Annotated in this window: 13 protein-coding genes; 4 read left to right on the top strand and 9 right to left on the bottom strand. The window is 39.0% G+C overall.

The features are described 5' to 3' along the window. Nucleotides 1-2: 2 nt before the first annotated feature. The 4 genes from J2S74_RS01940 to J2S74_RS01925 all read right to left on the bottom strand — a co-directional run bounded on the left by J2S74_RS01940 (nt 3) and on the right by J2S74_RS01925 (nt 4,549). Complete coding sequence (locus J2S74_RS01940) at nt 3-890, bottom strand: carbohydrate ABC transporter permease (RefSeq protein ID WP_370875920.1); 888 nt, start codon at nt 888-890, stop codon at nt 3-5. 1 nt (nt 891) lies between these two features. After that, nucleotides 892-1,773 (bottom strand): carbohydrate ABC transporter permease, encoded by an 882-nt coding sequence (locus tag J2S74_RS01935; RefSeq protein WP_307321432.1) that lies wholly within the window; start codon nt 1,771-1,773, stop codon nt 892-894. A gap of 216 nt (nt 1,774-1,989) precedes the next feature. Next, nucleotides 1,990-3,321: an ABC transporter substrate-binding protein gene (locus J2S74_RS01930; RefSeq protein ID WP_307321107.1), complete on the bottom strand. Its 1,332-nt coding sequence runs from the start codon at nt 3,319-3,321 to the stop codon at nt 1,990-1,992. 250 nt (nt 3,322-3,571) lie between these two features. Continuing rightward, nucleotides 3,572-4,549 carry an SIS domain-containing protein gene (locus J2S74_RS01925; RefSeq protein ID WP_307321105.1) on the bottom strand — a complete coding sequence of 326 codons (978 nt, stop codon included), beginning with the start codon at nt 4,547-4,549 and terminating at the stop codon, nt 3,572-3,574. Between the two features lie 310 nt (nt 4,550-4,859). Between J2S74_RS01925 and J2S74_RS01920 the strand changes: the two genes are divergently transcribed. Then, nucleotides 4,860-5,009 (top strand): hypothetical protein, encoded by a 150-nt coding sequence (locus J2S74_RS01920; RefSeq protein WP_307321103.1) that lies wholly within the window; start codon nt 4,860-4,862, stop codon nt 5,007-5,009. Here the strand turns inward: J2S74_RS01920 and pdxA are convergent. The 4 genes from pdxA to J2S74_RS01900 all read right to left on the bottom strand — a co-directional run bounded on the left by pdxA (nt 5,006) and on the right by J2S74_RS01900 (nt 10,434). Further along, on the bottom strand, nt 5,006-6,001 hold the full coding sequence (gene pdxA, locus J2S74_RS01915; protein WP_307321101.1) for a 4-hydroxythreonine-4-phosphate dehydrogenase PdxA: 996 nt from the start codon (nt 5,999-6,001) through the stop codon (nt 5,006-5,008). The two genes, J2S74_RS01920 and pdxA, sit on opposite strands and share 4 nt — an antisense overlap. A gap of 3 nt (nt 6,002-6,004) precedes the next feature. Continuing rightward, a complete protein-coding gene (locus tag J2S74_RS01910; RefSeq protein WP_307321098.1) occupies nt 6,005-7,294 on the bottom strand; it encodes a four-carbon acid sugar kinase family protein in 1,290 nt (429 codons plus the stop codon). Nucleotides 7,295-7,441: 147 nt separating this feature from the next. After that, entirely contained in the window at nt 7,442-8,419 is a 978-nt protein-coding gene (locus J2S74_RS01905) for a 2-keto-3-deoxygluconate permease (RefSeq protein ID WP_307321097.1), read from the bottom strand. A 239-nt stretch (nt 8,420-8,658) separates the two neighbouring features. After that, nucleotides 8,659-10,434: a sigma-54-dependent Fis family transcriptional regulator gene (locus tag J2S74_RS01900; RefSeq protein WP_307321095.1), complete on the bottom strand. Its 1,776-nt coding sequence runs from the start codon at nt 10,432-10,434 to the stop codon at nt 8,659-8,661. A gap of 216 nt (nt 10,435-10,650) precedes the next feature. Between J2S74_RS01900 and J2S74_RS01895 the strand changes: the two genes are divergently transcribed. From J2S74_RS01895 to J2S74_RS01885, 3 genes are all read left to right on the top strand, one after another. After that, nucleotides 10,651-11,958, top strand: coding sequence for a hypothetical protein (locus J2S74_RS01895; protein WP_307321093.1), 1,308 nt, complete (start codon nt 10,651-10,653; stop codon nt 11,956-11,958). A gap of 161 nt (nt 11,959-12,119) precedes the next feature. After that, nucleotides 12,120-13,715: a beta-N-acetylhexosaminidase gene (gene nagZ / locus J2S74_RS01890; RefSeq protein WP_307321090.1), complete on the top strand. Its 1,596-nt coding sequence runs from the start codon at nt 12,120-12,122 to the stop codon at nt 13,713-13,715. Continuing rightward, complete coding sequence (locus tag J2S74_RS01885) at nt 13,712-14,689, top strand: GNAT family N-acetyltransferase (protein WP_307321088.1); 978 nt, start codon at nt 13,712-13,714, stop codon at nt 14,687-14,689. Before nagZ ends, J2S74_RS01885 begins: the two co-directional genes overlap by 4 nt. Before the next feature lie 104 nt (nt 14,690-14,793). Here the strand turns inward: J2S74_RS01885 and J2S74_RS01880 are convergent, their stop codons facing one another. Continuing rightward, nucleotides 14,794-15,993 (bottom strand): alpha amylase family protein, encoded by a 1,200-nt coding sequence (locus J2S74_RS01880; protein ID WP_307321431.1) that lies wholly within the window; start codon nt 15,991-15,993, stop codon nt 14,794-14,796. Nucleotides 15,994-16,005: the final 12 nt, after the last annotated feature.

Raw genomic sequence — 16,005 nt, 5'->3', positions numbered from 1 at the left:
TATTAACCTTTTACGGAACCTTCCGATAGACCTCTAACCAAGTATTTTTGAACAGCGATTAGTAGGATAATCATAGGGATCGTAGCAATTACCATCCCCGCAAGGAGTACTCCCCAGTCGGTCCTTAAGGCATCTCTAAAGTTCATTAGCCCTGATGGAATTGTCTTTAACACATCTGAGTCGATAAAGATCGTGGCAAACAGGAACTCATTCCATGCAAAGAAAGAGGTTAATACTACTGTTGTCACGAGAATCGGTAAGGCAATAGGCAGATATATTCGCGTATATATTCCCCATTCACTGCATCCATCAATGGTTGCCGATTCGTCAAGCTCCTTTGGAATACTCAGGAAATACGCTCTCAGTAACAAAACAGATAGTGGCAATCGATAAGCCACATAGGTCAAAATTAGGGCCCAGCGAGTATTAATCAAGTCCAATGTACTTAAAATATTGAACAAAGGAATTAAGGCAACCTGCGGATTCATCATCATTCCGCCAATAATAAAAAGGAGCGCCAAATCAATCCATTTCGACCGATACCTTGCCAAAACAAAGGCTGCCATAGATCCAAACAACAGGACGGCAAAAATAGTAATTCCCGTAACATACACACTATTTAAGAAATAGTTGGATATCCCTTTAGACCAAGCCTCCACGTAGTTCCCCACAAGCCATGTGCTTGGTAAGCCCCATACATCGTTAAAGATTTCATCATAGCTTTTCATGGAAGAAATAACCATCCACAATAGTGGGTACAGGATGATGATAGCAAAGGCAGTCAACCCTATTGCCACTAGAAATTCTCCAATGCCGAATTCACGCTTTTTCTTAGGAGTTTTTTTCACAATTTTGGTCTTCAGCGTCGTTGATTTTTTCATTAGTTCCATATCAATCATCCTTTCCAGTACGGGACAGTCGAATTTGAATGATTGCTAAAATTGCCGATAGTAAGAAAATACAAATGGCTAATGTGGAGGCATAGCCCATATTATCCTTAACAAAGCCTTCTTGGTACATATGAACAGCCATTGTCATGGAGCTGAAACCTGGCCCCCCGTTCGTTAAAATGTACGGTTCGTTAAATACTAGCATGGATCCAGTTACGGTAATTAATGTATTAACAAAGATAGCCTCTTTCACCTGTGGTACTGTCACACTAAAAAACTTTCTTATTTTCCCTGCACCGTCAATATCAGCAGCTTCATATAGGTCCTTTGGAATTTTCTGAATGGCAACAATGAACAACATCATAATAAATCCGATACTCTGCCATTGGGACATGGCAATAACGGCATAAATAGCAGTGGTAGCATTCCCTAACCAAGGTTTTCCCCAATCACCTAAGCCTACTAATTCTAGGAAACTATTTAAAAGTCCCATCTGAGGATTATAAATAAAACCAAATAGTAAAGCGATTACAGAAATAGAAATCATCACCGGCATGAAATAAACGACCCTAAAAAATGGAGCAACTCTTCTAAATATCTTATCTTCTAATATATAAGCAAGGACTAATGCAAAGGCAACCTGAAAAATGACAGAAATGACTGCATACTTAAAGTTATTTAACAGGGCAACAGGTACGACTCTATCATTAAAGAATATTCTGAAATTTTCCATTCCAACAAAGGTTTTGGTCTGGGAAAAAACAGAAAAGCTAAAGAAACTATTATAAAAATTTTGAAAAAGAGGAATATAAACAAATGTTAATAGAAAAACAACACTAGGTAGTAAAAATATAACAGGGATTAAAATACTTCTTCTTTTAATCAATTGCTCCACCCCTTTACTTATAAGCTAAGCTTTACATCCGTTTCTATATTTCTAAGCTGTTTTTTAAAGCTCGTTGTTTGCAGACTATTATAAAATGGCTTGGATGCGAAACAGACGGACGCTTCTCCAAGCTTCTACAAAAAGACGAAAACAGCTATTTTCTAAGATCCGGGATCTAAATCCCGAATCTTAGAATTTTGGGAAAATATATTCTTATTCTTTCGATAAACGGGCTGCCTGCTCTTGTGCATCCTTAATAATTTCTTCTGGAGTCATTTGGCCCGTTGCCAATGACTGTCCACCTCTCATGAAGACATCGGCAACGTTAATGTTCACCGCATTATCAAACCATGGAGCAGATGCACTAGCATTTAGTATAATCTCATAAGCTTCCATTCGTGCTGGAGAAGTATTCTCTTCTGTAACAGCACCTATAATGGCGTTTAATTGACCATCTACTTTTGTAAACTCAAAGGCTGTTTCTGCAGAAGTTAAGAACTTTAAGAAATCAATCGCTTCTGGTGGAGCATTTTTACTAAGCATCCATCCTTCAGGAGCCCCTGTTAAAGCATTTGGATCTCCCTTTCCATCGGCAAAAGCAGGGAAGTTGAAGAATCCGAAGTCCACTCCACCAATGTCCTCTACTAGCTTGATTTCAGCAAACTGCATGTAAACAATAGGAATCTCACCGTTACCAAACATATTTCTTGCATCCTCATGGGTGATAGCCGTTGATAGATCTCCCATATACGTCGCGAGCTCTTGGAACACTTCTAACCCTCTTAAGTAACCTGGATCTGTAAACTCACCATAACCATCTTGATAGTCTACCTCTAATACAGCAGGATCAATAATTCGTTGGAAGATGGTTCCCATATAATGAGAGATTGCCCATGTATTTTGTAACCCTTCCACTAACGGATTTTCATAGCCCGCTGCTTGAAGGGCATCCAATACAGCGATAAACTCATCATACGTTGCAGGTGCTTCTAAATTGTTTTCAGCAAAAATATCTTTATTATAGAAAAACACTTTCCCATCGATCGTAAACGGTACACCGTAAGTAACATCGTCAAACGTAAATCCAGCAAACTGAGATTCCATAATATTCCCGGACCACTCTGGATCTTCTGCTAAAATATCATTTAAAGGCATGATCCTACCAGATGATACAAGATTTAAAGCAAAGGAATCAGACCAGGAGGTGAAAATATCCGGAAGATTCTCATTGGAAATCAACACTCTGATTTTTTCCTTATAAGCATCATTTAACACAGCGTCCACATTGATCTTAACGTTAGGATTTGCCTCCATATACTCCGCAATCTTCTGATCATAGAAAGATTTACGAGGTTCGTTCGGCCACCTGTGATTAAAATTAATTTCTACAATCTCGTCACTAGAAGCATCATTGGAGTCTGATGAACTAGATCTGTCCCCACCAGACGCTTCATTGGAAACATCACTGTCCCCTGAGGAAGAACAAGCCACAAACAACGACAATAGAAGAAGCACCATAACTACTACTGCAAGTAATCTTTTCACTTACTTCACACCCCTTAATTTTTTATGGTTAAATAATTGATGCACAGGTGAATGGAGTGGTTGTTCCGAATAGTATACTATCAAAATAGATTGGTGTCTCTAGTTCTCTAGACATTTTTCTAATTATTTCGACACCTTTCGGAACAATCCACCATTTTTTCAAAACAATGCTAGATGCTAGTAAAATAGCTATTCGTAGTTGGGAAGTGCTAGTTTATGTTCCTCTTGTTGTTATGAAAGAATCTATCTATTAATATTCCATTTTCCACATATAACGTCTTACGGAAAGTGGGTGTCCTGTATGCTCAGCTAAACCATCGGCATATTGTCTAAGTACAACTCCTACGATAGCAGGACCAAAGTATTCACGAAGATCCTCGTCAACACCTGTGTAATCTAGTTCGGCAACATCCAATACTTCCACTTTTTCACTGAATTTTGCCGCAAAATCAATGGCACGTTGATCTAATGGACGAATAGGGCCTTCCCCTTTAATGATCAAGAAAGGAACGTCATAATCTGTAATCTCAAACGGCCCATGGAAATACTCACCGGAATGAATTGCATTAGAGTGAATCCATAGCATCTCCATTAAGAGACAACTAGTGAAGGAGTACGCTTGGTGATAATAAGCACCACTACCCATCGTGTAAATGATTTTCTCCCGTTTGTAATCCATACCAAATTTGTAAGCTCTGTCTAGCGTTTGCTTTTTATTGCTTTCAAATAGGTTTTCTAGATTGCTCAATTGACTTAACACTCGCTGGTACTTTTCATCGGATGATAATGCACTGATAATTCCGAAAATTAAGCTGAAATAAACACCAACTTCCCCATCGATGGCATCTGAACCATCTTTGTAGTTGTAATGAACGGTATATTCCGCCGCTTCGCATAATGGTGAAGTTTCTTCCATTGAAATAGCAATGGTAACGGCTCCCTTTTCTCTTGCAAACTTTGCTGCCTCTACCGTCTCCGGAGTAGTACCAGAATGGGAACGCAGAATGACAACACTATTTTTCCCAAGCCCACGTGGATTCATATGGATGAATTCATTAGAAGTATAAACCCTGCTTGGAGTCTCTAACTCTCGATTAATAAAATAGTCCCCTGTTGCCAGTGAAGCCATGGAGCCCCCACAAGCAACAAAATAGAAATTCTCCACCGTACTGAGAGATTTTACTGCAGCAATAGCTGCGTCAATTTGCTGGACATGCTCATTTTTCATAAATGATAACCTCCTAAAAATTATAACATCATATGACGTCTTAATCACATCATATGACGTCATATGATGTTTGTCAAAGGTTTTTTAAAAAAATTCAGTCAATTATGTTGGGTAAGGGGAGCAGGTTTCCTAGAAAAGTTATTTCGATAAAAGTTCATTACGGGAAAGCATAAAGGGCAATCACCTAAATAGTTAGGTAATTACCCCTTTTAAGTTTTATAGATATATCTTTTTTTGACGAAAATTTTTTTTAATCTAGCGGATACTTCAAAGGCTACTGCCCTATAACAGCACAGGAAAACATTTTCCTATGAACAGTTCATTACAAGCCATTAAGACAGTAAGGGAGTTTATTATCTCCATAAAAACGAAGAGATGTACAGCCATGTTAGTTAGCTATACATCTCCCCTTTTAGTTTCTCTCTTAATTTTAGGTAAAGAGTCTGTGGATACTCCTTAATTTCTCGGAGCAAGCTCGATTGCAGAGTTAATGGCTGCTTTCATGCTTCTAGAGTCAGCGATGTTTTTTCCAGCAATATCAAAGGCAGTTCCGTGGTCAACAGAGGTACGAATAATGCCGCCCTTTAAACCTACCGTTATATTTACCCCATCCTCTATTCCCATTACTTTAATTGGAGCATGGCCTTGATCATGGTAACATGCTACTACGATATGGAAATCACCACGGGCTGCACGGAAAAATAAAGTATCTGCTGGGTGAGGGCCGGAAGCGTCGATTCCTTCGGCTTTCGCCCGTTCGATACCTGGAATTAACTTCTCCTCTTCCTCCCCGTTGCCAAATAAACCATTTTCCCCTGCATGTGGATTAATACCGCACACAGCAACACTCGGGTTTTCAATACCTGCTCTCAATAACGTCTCATGGGCTAATTTAATTACTTTATAGGTTCTTTCTGGATTGATCATCTCGATAGCTTTAATTAAGCCTACATGAGTAGTAAGATGAATAACCTTTAGGTTCGGTGCCGTAAGCATCATGGAGAAGTCCTCGGTCTCCGTTAATTCTGCTAAGATTTCCGTATGACCTGGGAATAAATGTCCTCCTTTGTGCATGGCTTCCTTGTTTAGTGGTGCTGTACAAATAGCATTAATTTGCTTTTCCTTTGCTAATTCTACGGCCTTGGCAACATATTGGTAAGCTGCATTTCCCGCTTCTCCAGATACTCGTCCGAACGGTAAATCAGCAGACACTAGATCCAAATCGATAACATCAATGACACCTACTGCGTTTTTTGCCTCTACTACGTTATCAATAACATTTATCTCTACATCCGCTTCCACTATCGGTTTTACCCGTTCTAAAATTTTAGCATCCCCAATAACCACTGGCTGGCAGCGGTCATAGATATCCTTGTCTGTTAAGGCTTTTACGATGATCTCAGGTCCAATCCCTGCAGCATCTCCCATTGTTATTCCAATAATCGGTTTCATTCTTTATAGCACCCCTTTTAATTTATCAATAGCATGAGCGAACACGGTGTCCTTCCCGAAACCACCAGCTTTTGTTATGACATAAATCTTATCATTCCCTATAAACGTAGAGATAGGAACGCCGATCTCCAGTTCATCATGAAGATAAAAGCCTTTTACATTCCATAGTTCACACACTTGCTTCGCTGTATCCCCACCAGTCATGACAATACCCTGAAACAATTTTTCCTCAATTAATTCGGCACTAATGGCTCCAAGCATTTTTACAATTTCATTGCTCGTCTCTGTAAAATTATAGCCGTTTTCCTTACCAATTTTTCTCGCTCTATCAATATCTCGTTCCTCTCCAGTAGAGTAAATAACTACATCAAGCCCTTTACGAGCCGCCGTTCTAGCTTCCTCAATGACTTTCAGCCTTTCCCCTTTTCTTACCTCTAGATCGGAAACAGCTTTGTATGATTCCACTTGAATCCCAACGACCCCTTGTTTTTTCAATACCACATTTAATTGATGGCGGGAATTTTTATTTACACTACCCACAACGGTTAGAACAGGAAGATTATTCTCAGGAATGGTCAATTGCTTTTCCCTTTGTTCCATCCCGTAAAAAGCAGGAAGATAATTAGCTAAACCGGCTGAACCTACCCAAGAAACAGAAAAACGGAGACTTTTAGTATTAGTTAAGATCCGTTCTAGATCCTCTTCCGTTTCTGAATCCACCACAACATAAGTAATTCCCTGTTGTGTGAACTTTTCCAATTGCTGCTGAACCGCTTCCGGACCTTTACGTAACATATCAATATCGATTAGACCTATTGATTTGCTAGTCTGTTCTTTTAATAAAGTGGGAAGATGCGATTCTTTAACAGGTGTTTTCGGATCGTTGGCAATCTCTGTTTCATTTAACGGAATTCCATTAAGATAATGGTGGCCACGGACTACCTTCCGACCATTTTTAGGGTACCCCGGAACGATGAAAACAAAATCAGACTGTAAGGAATCGTAAAGGGCATCCACCTCCCTACCAATGTTCCCTCGCATGGTAGAATCCATTTTTTTATAGACTTTATTTATTCCTTGCTTTTTTAGAAACTCTACTACTTCATACACTCGCTTATAAGCTTCTTCCCTATCGATAGAACGACTATCTGTATCAAAGACTACAGCCTCTGATTTCCGAACAGCCTGTTCATCCAATCCAAATAACACAGACGTTTTTAATCCAAACTTGGCAAGTTGTACCCCACTATCATTTGCTCCAGTTAAGTCATCTGCGATAATGGCTAATTTCATGGTTTGCACCCCTTCTCTCTCTATAAAAAACACTATGATTATGCTGTTTATAGATTAAGTTAATCATTTGACATAGTTTCATAATAAAAGAGAAAGCCATCCAAGTTAATGAATGGTTCCCTTTTTTTATTCTATTAAAGTAAGTTTTTATCTAAAATCCGTGCTGGCTGTTTTTCCTTGTTTTTCTAAGCGTTTCACTAAGAATGCCACGAAAATTGGTAGTAGTATAGCAGTTGTTACAACACTTGCTGCAACTTGAACGGTCGCTAGTTCCACATTCGCCGCAAAGGCTGGGCTCGCTGCCGCAATGGCTGCTGGTGTAGCAACGGCATTACCTGCTGTAGATCCTTCTGCCGCACCAACGATTGGGTTCCAGTTAAACGTTTTGAAAACAAAGTAAGCTGCTGAACCTGTCAATAGAACGGTTAATACACCAATTACAATTCCTGATAAACCACCAGTAATGATTGCTTGGAAGTTAATCCCCATCCCTAACGCAAAGGCAAAAAATGGAATTAACATGTCACTGCCTTTACTTAAGAACTCTCTCATTTCTCCATCTAAGTTACCTAATACAAATCCAATTACGATTGGAAGTAATACCGATACGAAAGAAGTGAGGGAGAACATCCCTTCCACGAAGCCCATTGCACCAAAGATAGATAGGGCAACCATTGTTAAGAAAGGACCATCATTTAAAGCTAATACAGAGTAAGCAGCTTTATCGTCCGCTTTCCCGTATTGCCCAACTAACGCCATATACAATCCACCGTTACTATTGGTCATGGCAGCAATAATGGCAATTGGTACTAGTCCATAGAACAATCCATCAGAACCTGCCATAGCAAAAGCTAGTAAACCGATTGCAGCACCCACGATCCATTTTACAATAAGAAGGGTTGCCCCTTTCCCAACAGATACACCAATATTTCGAACATTTATTTGTGCACCAGCGCAAAGTAAGAATAAGGCGATTAACGTTCCTGCCCCGTTTACAAACAATGCTTCTGTAAAGTTTCCGATACGAAGTAATTCGGGAGCAACTGTATTAATAGTAGCAGCTAATAATAAAGGAACTACCATCATACCGCCTGGAATACGATCCAACGTTTGTTTAATTTTCATTGTAAAAACTCCTTTATATTTTTTTGCGCACGTTGCACTTGAAAACGTTATAAAATTTATGATTTCGTTAAGCCCCACCTATCTAGGCGGAATACAATTGTTTTAAAATACAACACTTGTGTTTTCTTAGACAAACTCTAATGCGCTTACATTTGTAATTATATATATTAAAGTTTAATTTTGCAATAGTGATTTGTGAAAAATAATTTAAAAAATAAATAGAGTTGCATTTTGCAACTCTATTTTATCTTTCGCCATAAGGTTGTCCGATTTATTCCTAAACGTTTTGCTGCTTTTGTTTGATTCATATTTTCCTCTTGGAGGACATGAAGAATCACTTCCTTTTCAATTTCCTCCAATGTTTTTGATAAATCAATTATCCTTCCTGCCCCTGAGGAAGCCTTTTCCTCATCCGTGACAAAGGAGTCGATTAAATCAGCTTCAATATAATCCCCATCAGATTGACTTACTAATTCTTTCACTACTCTTTTCAACTGTTCCACATTTTCCTTCCAGTGCATATGCCGTAGTCGGTCCAGTGCCTCTTTTCTTATCCCAACTATTTGTTTTCCAAAGTAGCTGTTGTAATTGGCAACATAAAGACGAATGAGTTCCTCCAAATCTTCTGCCCTTTCCTTTAATGTAGGGATATAGATTGTCTTCCCTTTCATTTGTGCAACAAATCTACCTGACAACTTATTAGGGGCAACATCAGGATGAAACGGAAAAGAGTAGATAACCCTCCATTCATTTAAAAAGCTAAACAGCTTCCTAACTTCCTCCTGCTGATCAACAGTTAGCTTCTCAAACCCAGTCACATAAACAGTTCCTTTGACGGATGAAAGGATAGGGGCTATCTCCTCTACTATATTTCCGGAACCATCGAGAATTTTCATTTCTACGAATTCCCCTAATTCCTGTTCACTTTCCCAATGGATACAAGCGGCGATCAGCCTCTTCCCTACTCCTTTTTCACCAAAAAGAATTACATCCTCCGTGCCCTCTGCCGCTTCCTTAGCCTCTTGCAATACTTTTTTCATACTACTGCTGCTTGTCACTAGTTGGGCAAAGGAGGTTCTCCCTATTCTGTCTTTTATGACCTCCATACTTTTTGCAGTCGTTCCTTTCTTTTCTTGAAGCTTAAAATAAAAATAGTTATCACTGTTATTAGTTATTTTTCCCCCTGTCACCACAAATTCCTCCCCTTGGAGAGCCATGGCCTTGTTTAGGATTTGCCTATTTTGTAGTTGGAAAACATCCGGCAGCAGCTGGACAAATTCCTCTGGCAAGTCAAAAATAGTAAGCTCACTCATTTCTATGCTTCTGTTATATACTTTTTCCGGAAAAACAGGGTTGGCATAATGAATCTCGCCACTCTCCTGAAATAGGAGAACCCCCTCATCCATGTGATGGAGAAACTCCTTGTACAAGGAATAGTCCTTTTCCAATTGATCCATCACCTTATTCATCTGCCTTACTTGGTCAAAAACCTCCATAATCGCTTCTTTACCTGAAGTAATAAGCATCCCCTGTAAACCAAAGCTTTCTGCCGTATTAACGGTAATGGTATCACCTAATATCAGTTGGGCTCCATTTCCCCATGCTTCCTTTACAGCATCAGCAACCTCTTCTTTATATTGAATAACGGTATAAGAAATATCTATATGAAGTAAATTGGCAATGGACAATACGTCATTACAAATGTTTGGAAATCCAATCATATGTACCTTCATTTTATAGTCTTTAATGAGGGTTAAAGTACGTAAAATATCATAACCGGATAATTTAATTTCAACTACAGGAACATTCGTATACTTGCTGATGATTTTGGCAGTACCACCACGACTTATAATAAACTGGACACCTTTATCTTCATAAGCCTTCACTACTGGTAGGGCTGCACTCAAATCTGCTTCTTCTATATAAATATCAAGGTCATCCTGCTGTCTAGCCAAGGTTGCAGCTAATTCCTTTAAACCTCGATACGGCGCTATAAACAAAGTTTTAATACCCATGATCACTACTCCTACTGTTGCAATTTACTACAGTCATTATACAAAAACATCCTCTAAATGGAAAGTTTAGGAATCAAAGTTAAGAAGGATGCACCTAACCCCAAGAGTATTTTCTTTTCCATAATCAGTACTTTCATGACTTTCCTCCTTCATTTTAACAATATACCGAATCTATTTTATATACTGTCTATAAATCTAGTTAAAGGAGGACATGATATGTTAAAGAAATCCATGATATTTCTTGTCTTATTTATGTTCGTAACGTCATCGGTTTTGGCAGGCTCTAATTTTATTAAATCTAGTATTCCCGAAGAGGTGTACGAAGAAAATAACGCTAATTATACACTTCAGTACAGCATTTTTATTGAAAACTTCAAAAACGGTACCATATACCGAGAAGATCCTGACGGAACAATCACTCATTTAGGAAATGTCGTTCGTCATACGGAAAGTACCTATCAGGCTGCAGACGGCTTTTGGGCTGCCCAGTTCTCCCGTTCCATTGATGGCAATGCAGGTAACGTAACGGCAACAGCAGTAAATGCCTTGCATCTTCGAGTAGCTCCTGACAATTTTTATGACCCTGAGCAGGCACAAAAAGGAAGAGATGCAGTCTGGAAGCCACGTCTAATATCCCTTCTTCCAGATCGTGAGTATTTTAAAGCCGGTATGGGGCCTCATCCTGGTCGAATTGCAACCGATATTCCCGGTGGTGAAGGACTTTTTGGGGGACTATCCTCTGCATACGTTGGCTCTCCAGTTAAATATTTAAATGAAAATGGAGATTGGGAAACGATCGATGAATTTTATCGTCAAAATGATGATGACTCCGCTCCAGAAAACATAAAAATTGAAGTCTACAAGCCCTATACGGAAAATGGAATCGCATCTCACATTATTTTTGAAAATGAAGTGGGCGGAGATATAACCTTACATTATGAAAACGGCTTCTCCAAGCCCATTGCGACTGTTTTACAACGTGTAGAAGGTACTGGACGCTTTGGTGGATCCGAATATGCTGAAGCAGGTTATGTTAGAGCAAACCATGGGGGCGTATTAGACCTTTCCGTCTCACCTTATCATGGATTTACATGGGACATAAATGTAATGGGTGGTTTTCAAATTGTTCCTGCTAACCATGTGATCTATTCGAAGTATTTCCTAGACCTTAATTACCTTGATCGCCCACAATGGATGATTGTTGGACACTATGGTGCAACTCCAGACCGGTTGTACGACCCAACTTACTTTGATGAAAACGGATTGGCCTATGACCCGCATTATGAAGCAGTGGCACCACTATTTAGTAATTATATTAAGCCTAAACTAGTAACAAATCACGATAAAATATCAGAAAACGCTAATAGAAACTCGGTACCAGTTAAACCGGTTAAAGGACAATCTACTCATTTCCAATTCTCCTTTGACGGTGGTAAGACTTGGGTTGACCCAGAACCTACTACAGGAACACACAATGATAATTTAGTAGATGTAACACATATTAAGCTGAAGTTAAATTATTAAAATTGATGGGATAATCCATATTTAGAGGGTGACTTAACCCCCCATTTCTTTACAGACACCACGATAAATGAAAAATTATCGTTTAAAAATAAGCAATGTATTAAAACATAGTTTTCTTATGTTCTTATTACCTATTAAGTCACCCTCAAAGGAGGTTTATTATGAATACTTCCCTTTCCTTAAAGGAAAAAATTGGTCAACTATTTATTATTGCTGTGCAAAAGGATGAATTAGATGAGGAATTAAAAAAAGCCATTTCTCACTATAATATTGGCGGTGTTATCCTTTTTCAAAGGAACCTGCGCAATTTTTCAAAGATCATTCATTTCATAAAGGATATTCAAGCCTATGCAAAGGGTTCAGGTAGACCCCCCCTATGGATCTCGATTGATCAGGAGGGCGGTGGTATCTCTTATTTATGGGAAAACATGGCCGTTTCGCCAGGAAATATGCTTCTCGGCGCGACAAACACCCCCGAAAAATCCTATATCGCCCATTACCACATGGGACGTCAGTTAAGAAGTATTGGATTTAATATGGATTTCAGCCCTGTGTTAGATATTAATAACAACCCAGAGAATCCTGTTATTGGAGCCCGGTCCTTTGGGGAAAGGGAGGAACTGGTGACAAAAATGGGAATGGAAGCCATAAAAGGGCTTCACGATGCAGGAGTAATGGCTTGCGGCAAGCATTATCCCGGACATGGAGATACGGAGTTTGACTCCCATTTAAGTCTACCTACCATCAATAAATCGATAGAGGAATTGGATCAATTTGAGCTAGTTCCTTTTCACAAATCTATGAAGAATGGGTTAGAGGCAATTATGACAGCTCACATCGTCTATCCTCATGTTGACCCTGATAAGCCAGCAACACTCAGTAACGAATTCTTAACTGAAATTTTACGAAAAGGGGTTGGTTATGAAGGACTAATTATTACCGACTCCATGGAAATGGAGGCTATTTCTCGTTTTTTTGGAAGAGAAAAGGGAACTGTTATGGCATTACAAGCTGGTGCTGACATTATCTTAGCCTGTGGGCAAAGCTATGAAAATCAATTTAAGATGATTGATGCAGCAGTTGATGCTGTAGAGGGGGGAGAATTAGATCCTAGCCTTATCAATACAGCATATAAAAGGAATTTAAAGTATAAATCTAAGTGGGTGAAACCTGATTTCAACTCTACTGTTGAGGATATTATAGTCTATTGCAATGATGATTCCATTCACCAACTCATGGAGGAAATAGCCTGTGAAGGGATTACCGTTATTCAAGATGACAGGAGGCTCATTCCCATTCCCCCTGCCAAATGTACTCTCATCTATCAAAAAACATTAAACGACGAGAATTATATGGGTGATCGGAAAAACCCTTGTCCTGCCACCTTTACAGAAGAGCATTATCAATTAATCGCCTTAGAAAACAATGTCCCAACTTCTAAGGATACAACTGAAATGGTTGACAGGATATTGCCAAACGAACAGGTTATCCTATTCATCAATGAAAGACGCAACTTGAGGGAAGAGTGGAATAGTTTAATAGGGGAAATTAGCAAACTAACAAAAAATATTATCGTTGTATCTTTGTGGAACCCGCAAATTTATAAGGAGATTTCAGATAAAGAGATTACGTATATAGCTTGTTACAGTAATACCTCCCATGTTATTCAAGGACTTAAAAAGATCATAGAAGGAAAGGTCGAGCCAAAGGGCACTCCCCCTGTTACGATTTTAAAGCAAGGGAGTCAAAGTCTATGACAGCTAAATTATATTCATTATATGAATGGAATGCTAGAAATTTCTTAGAGGAAATGGTTCATCTTTGGAATGAAACTTTGTCTGACTATTTTCCACTTAACAAGAAATTATTTGAACGGAACGTTTTTCATCCATTGTATTTGAATCTAGAGCGGTCGTCCCTATTAATAGATAACGATACAGTAGTTGGTTATTTAATTGCTAAAAGTGATCCTTTTCGGGTCCTCGGTGGAAGGGGCAGTTTATGGATATCTTGCATTGTTGTCCACCCCGCTTATCAGAAAAAAGGATATGGCAGTGCCATGATAAAACACGCGTTAGGTGATAAGGGTAATGTGTATGATAAATACCATATAGGGTCGGATCCACATCATTTTTTTCCTGGCATTCCCCAAGAGTTAACGGAGGCACAAGTTTTTTTCAAAAAACATGGCTTTAACCTGAGTGGTGAAGCCTACGACCTTCACTGTGATATTACCAAGTACCATTACACATCCCCACCTCTGGATGAAGAATACCATGTTCGGCGTCTCCTCCCAAAAGACCAAGGACCACTTTTTCAACATTTGAAGGAAAATTATAGTTTAAGATGGTTTGAGGATACGAAGTGGTCTCTAACCTATGAAAAAAACATCTCTTCACTTATCGGACTTTTCCATAGGGAAAAAGTCATTGGCTTTGCCCATGTTCATACGAAAGGAGATAACTTTTGGATACCTAGTGTCTACTGGGGAAAGCTACATAACCCTTCCTTTGGCGGCTTAGGACCAGTGGGGATCCATAAGGATTACCGGGGTTTAGGAGTCGGCTCTTATTTCATGGTAGAATCCTTAAAAATCCTTCAACTGGAAGGAGTTAAAGAAATGGAGATTGATTGGACGATACTGGTTGATTACTATAAAAAGTTTCACTTTAAACCATGCCGAAGCTATATCCATGGCCAAATTAATAATAACGTAGAAAATGAAAGTTAAGTAATTTTGAGGGAGTTTTTATATAGATAGTAGAAGAAGTGGTGACAAGAGAATAATCCTGATTTCTTGTCACTACTTCATAAAGTCGCGGCTGGTTGAATGAATCACACTCTATTATTCACAAACTTTGTTACTAATTCCCAAACAGATTTCTTAAAATAGATATGGTCAAATAGCATCACACCATCGCTATGGCTCATGATTACCTCCATGGCCTGCTCTAGTTTTTTCTCATCATTATGGTAATGCAATAAATACAATCCACCATATAACTCACATGCTCCATTTATAAGTTCCTTTGCCCTACTGATAGATCCTTCCACCGTATCTTCTACCATCGCCCCCCCAGTCCCCCGTAAACGATAAATTTCCGGATAATAACAGCCTGCAAAAATACGGTCTACCTCATCTGCTAAACTAGTAGAGCAATATAGGTCCCCTTTACATATATGAGGAATTTTATCTAGCATATGATTGGAGCTCGCCCAGTTTAAACCTTCTTCATAAGAAGTCTCGTACCAAGCACCTGTATAAAGGGCCAATTTCGTGAGAGGAGAGGCGGACTGGATCCGCTCTTTTACTTTGACGATAAATTCCTTTATTACTCGAGACCTGTAAATGACCCACTCATGGTACATGTTTCCTTCTCTCCACCAGTTTTCACCCTCATCATAATAAAGGATTTCCCTTCCCTCAACCTCTCTCGGTAGTCTTACCCAGTTTGAAAACTGCTGTAAAGACTCCTTACTAAAATCAGCAAACTTATTAGGGTATCGTGCTCTATCTAGAATAATACCATCGGGGTTGTATTGTTTGGCAACTTCCTCCACGATTCCAAGTTCATAGTGCTGCACCTCAGAATGAGCGGGGTTAACAAACATTGTTTTTATATTTCCTTGTTCACCTTTATGAGAACTTCCCCCGCCTTCCATCTGTAAGAAGGTAACACCCCAGCTCTTTTTCTCATCCCAGAACTTATCTTTAAAATCCTTATGTCCTTCTGTGAAAATATCCAGTTTCACCCATAGTAATAGTCCATATTCTCTACCTCTATGAATTAATTCCCTGACTAAGTCTCTTCCTTTCCAACTATCGTACCTTCCATCAGAAAAGGAAGAAACATGAGGAGCTGAATGGGAAAGATAGGTTGTAAAGCCATAAGGAATTTTTCCATCAATCACAATTTCCTTGATCCCACTTTCCTTTGCTTCTAGAAAAATCCGGTGTTGCTCCTTTTCTGAAAAAAGCATTTTGTCATTTGCCATAAAGTCTATCCATAAACAAACAGTTTTATTGATCATCATATTCACCCACAA

The sequence above is a fragment of the Evansella vedderi genome (genome assembly GCF_030813435.1).
Classification (GTDB): Bacteria; Bacillota; Bacilli; order Bacillales; family Salisediminibacteriaceae; genus Evansella; species Evansella vedderi.
Note: the sequence above shows the minus strand (reverse complement) of the source record. Positions and strands in the feature narration are given on the sequence as shown.

What these genes read in the sequence shown, in the direction of transcription:
- J2S74_RS01940 (WP_370875920.1), bottom strand. Translation starts at nt 890, where the DNA reads ATGGAACTAATGAAAAAATCAACGACGCTGAAGACCAAAATTGTGAAA.
- J2S74_RS01925 (WP_307321105.1), bottom strand. Translation starts at nt 4,549, where the DNA reads ATGAAAAATGAGCATGTCCAGCAAATTGACGCAGCTATTGCTGCAGTA.
- J2S74_RS01920 (WP_307321103.1), top strand. Translation starts at nt 4,860, where the DNA reads ATGAACAGTTCATTACAAGCCATTAAGACAGTAAGGGAGTTTATTATC.
- pdxA (WP_307321101.1), bottom strand. Translation starts at nt 6,001, where the DNA reads ATGAAACCGATTATTGGAATAACAATGGGAGATGCTGCAGGGATTGGA.
- J2S74_RS01910 (WP_307321098.1), bottom strand. Translation starts at nt 7,294, where the DNA reads ATGAAATTAGCCATTATCGCAGATGACTTAACTGGAGCAAATGATAGT.
- J2S74_RS01905 (WP_307321097.1), bottom strand. Translation starts at nt 8,419, where the DNA reads ATGAAAATTAAACAAACGTTGGATCGTATTCCAGGCGGTATGATGGTA.
- J2S74_RS01900 (WP_307321095.1), bottom strand. Translation starts at nt 10,434, where the DNA reads ATGGGTATTAAAACTTTGTTTATAGCGCCGTATCGAGGTTTAAAGGAA.
- J2S74_RS01895 (WP_307321093.1), top strand. Translation starts at nt 10,651, where the DNA reads ATGTTAAAGAAATCCATGATATTTCTTGTCTTATTTATGTTCGTAACG.
- nagZ (WP_307321090.1), top strand. Translation starts at nt 12,120, where the DNA reads ATGAATACTTCCCTTTCCTTAAAGGAAAAAATTGGTCAACTATTTATT.
- J2S74_RS01885 (WP_307321088.1), top strand. Translation starts at nt 13,712, where the DNA reads ATGACAGCTAAATTATATTCATTATATGAATGGAATGCTAGAAATTTC.
- J2S74_RS01880 (WP_307321431.1), bottom strand. Translation starts at nt 15,993, where the DNA reads ATGATGATCAATAAAACTGTTTGTTTATGGATAGACTTTATGGCAAAT.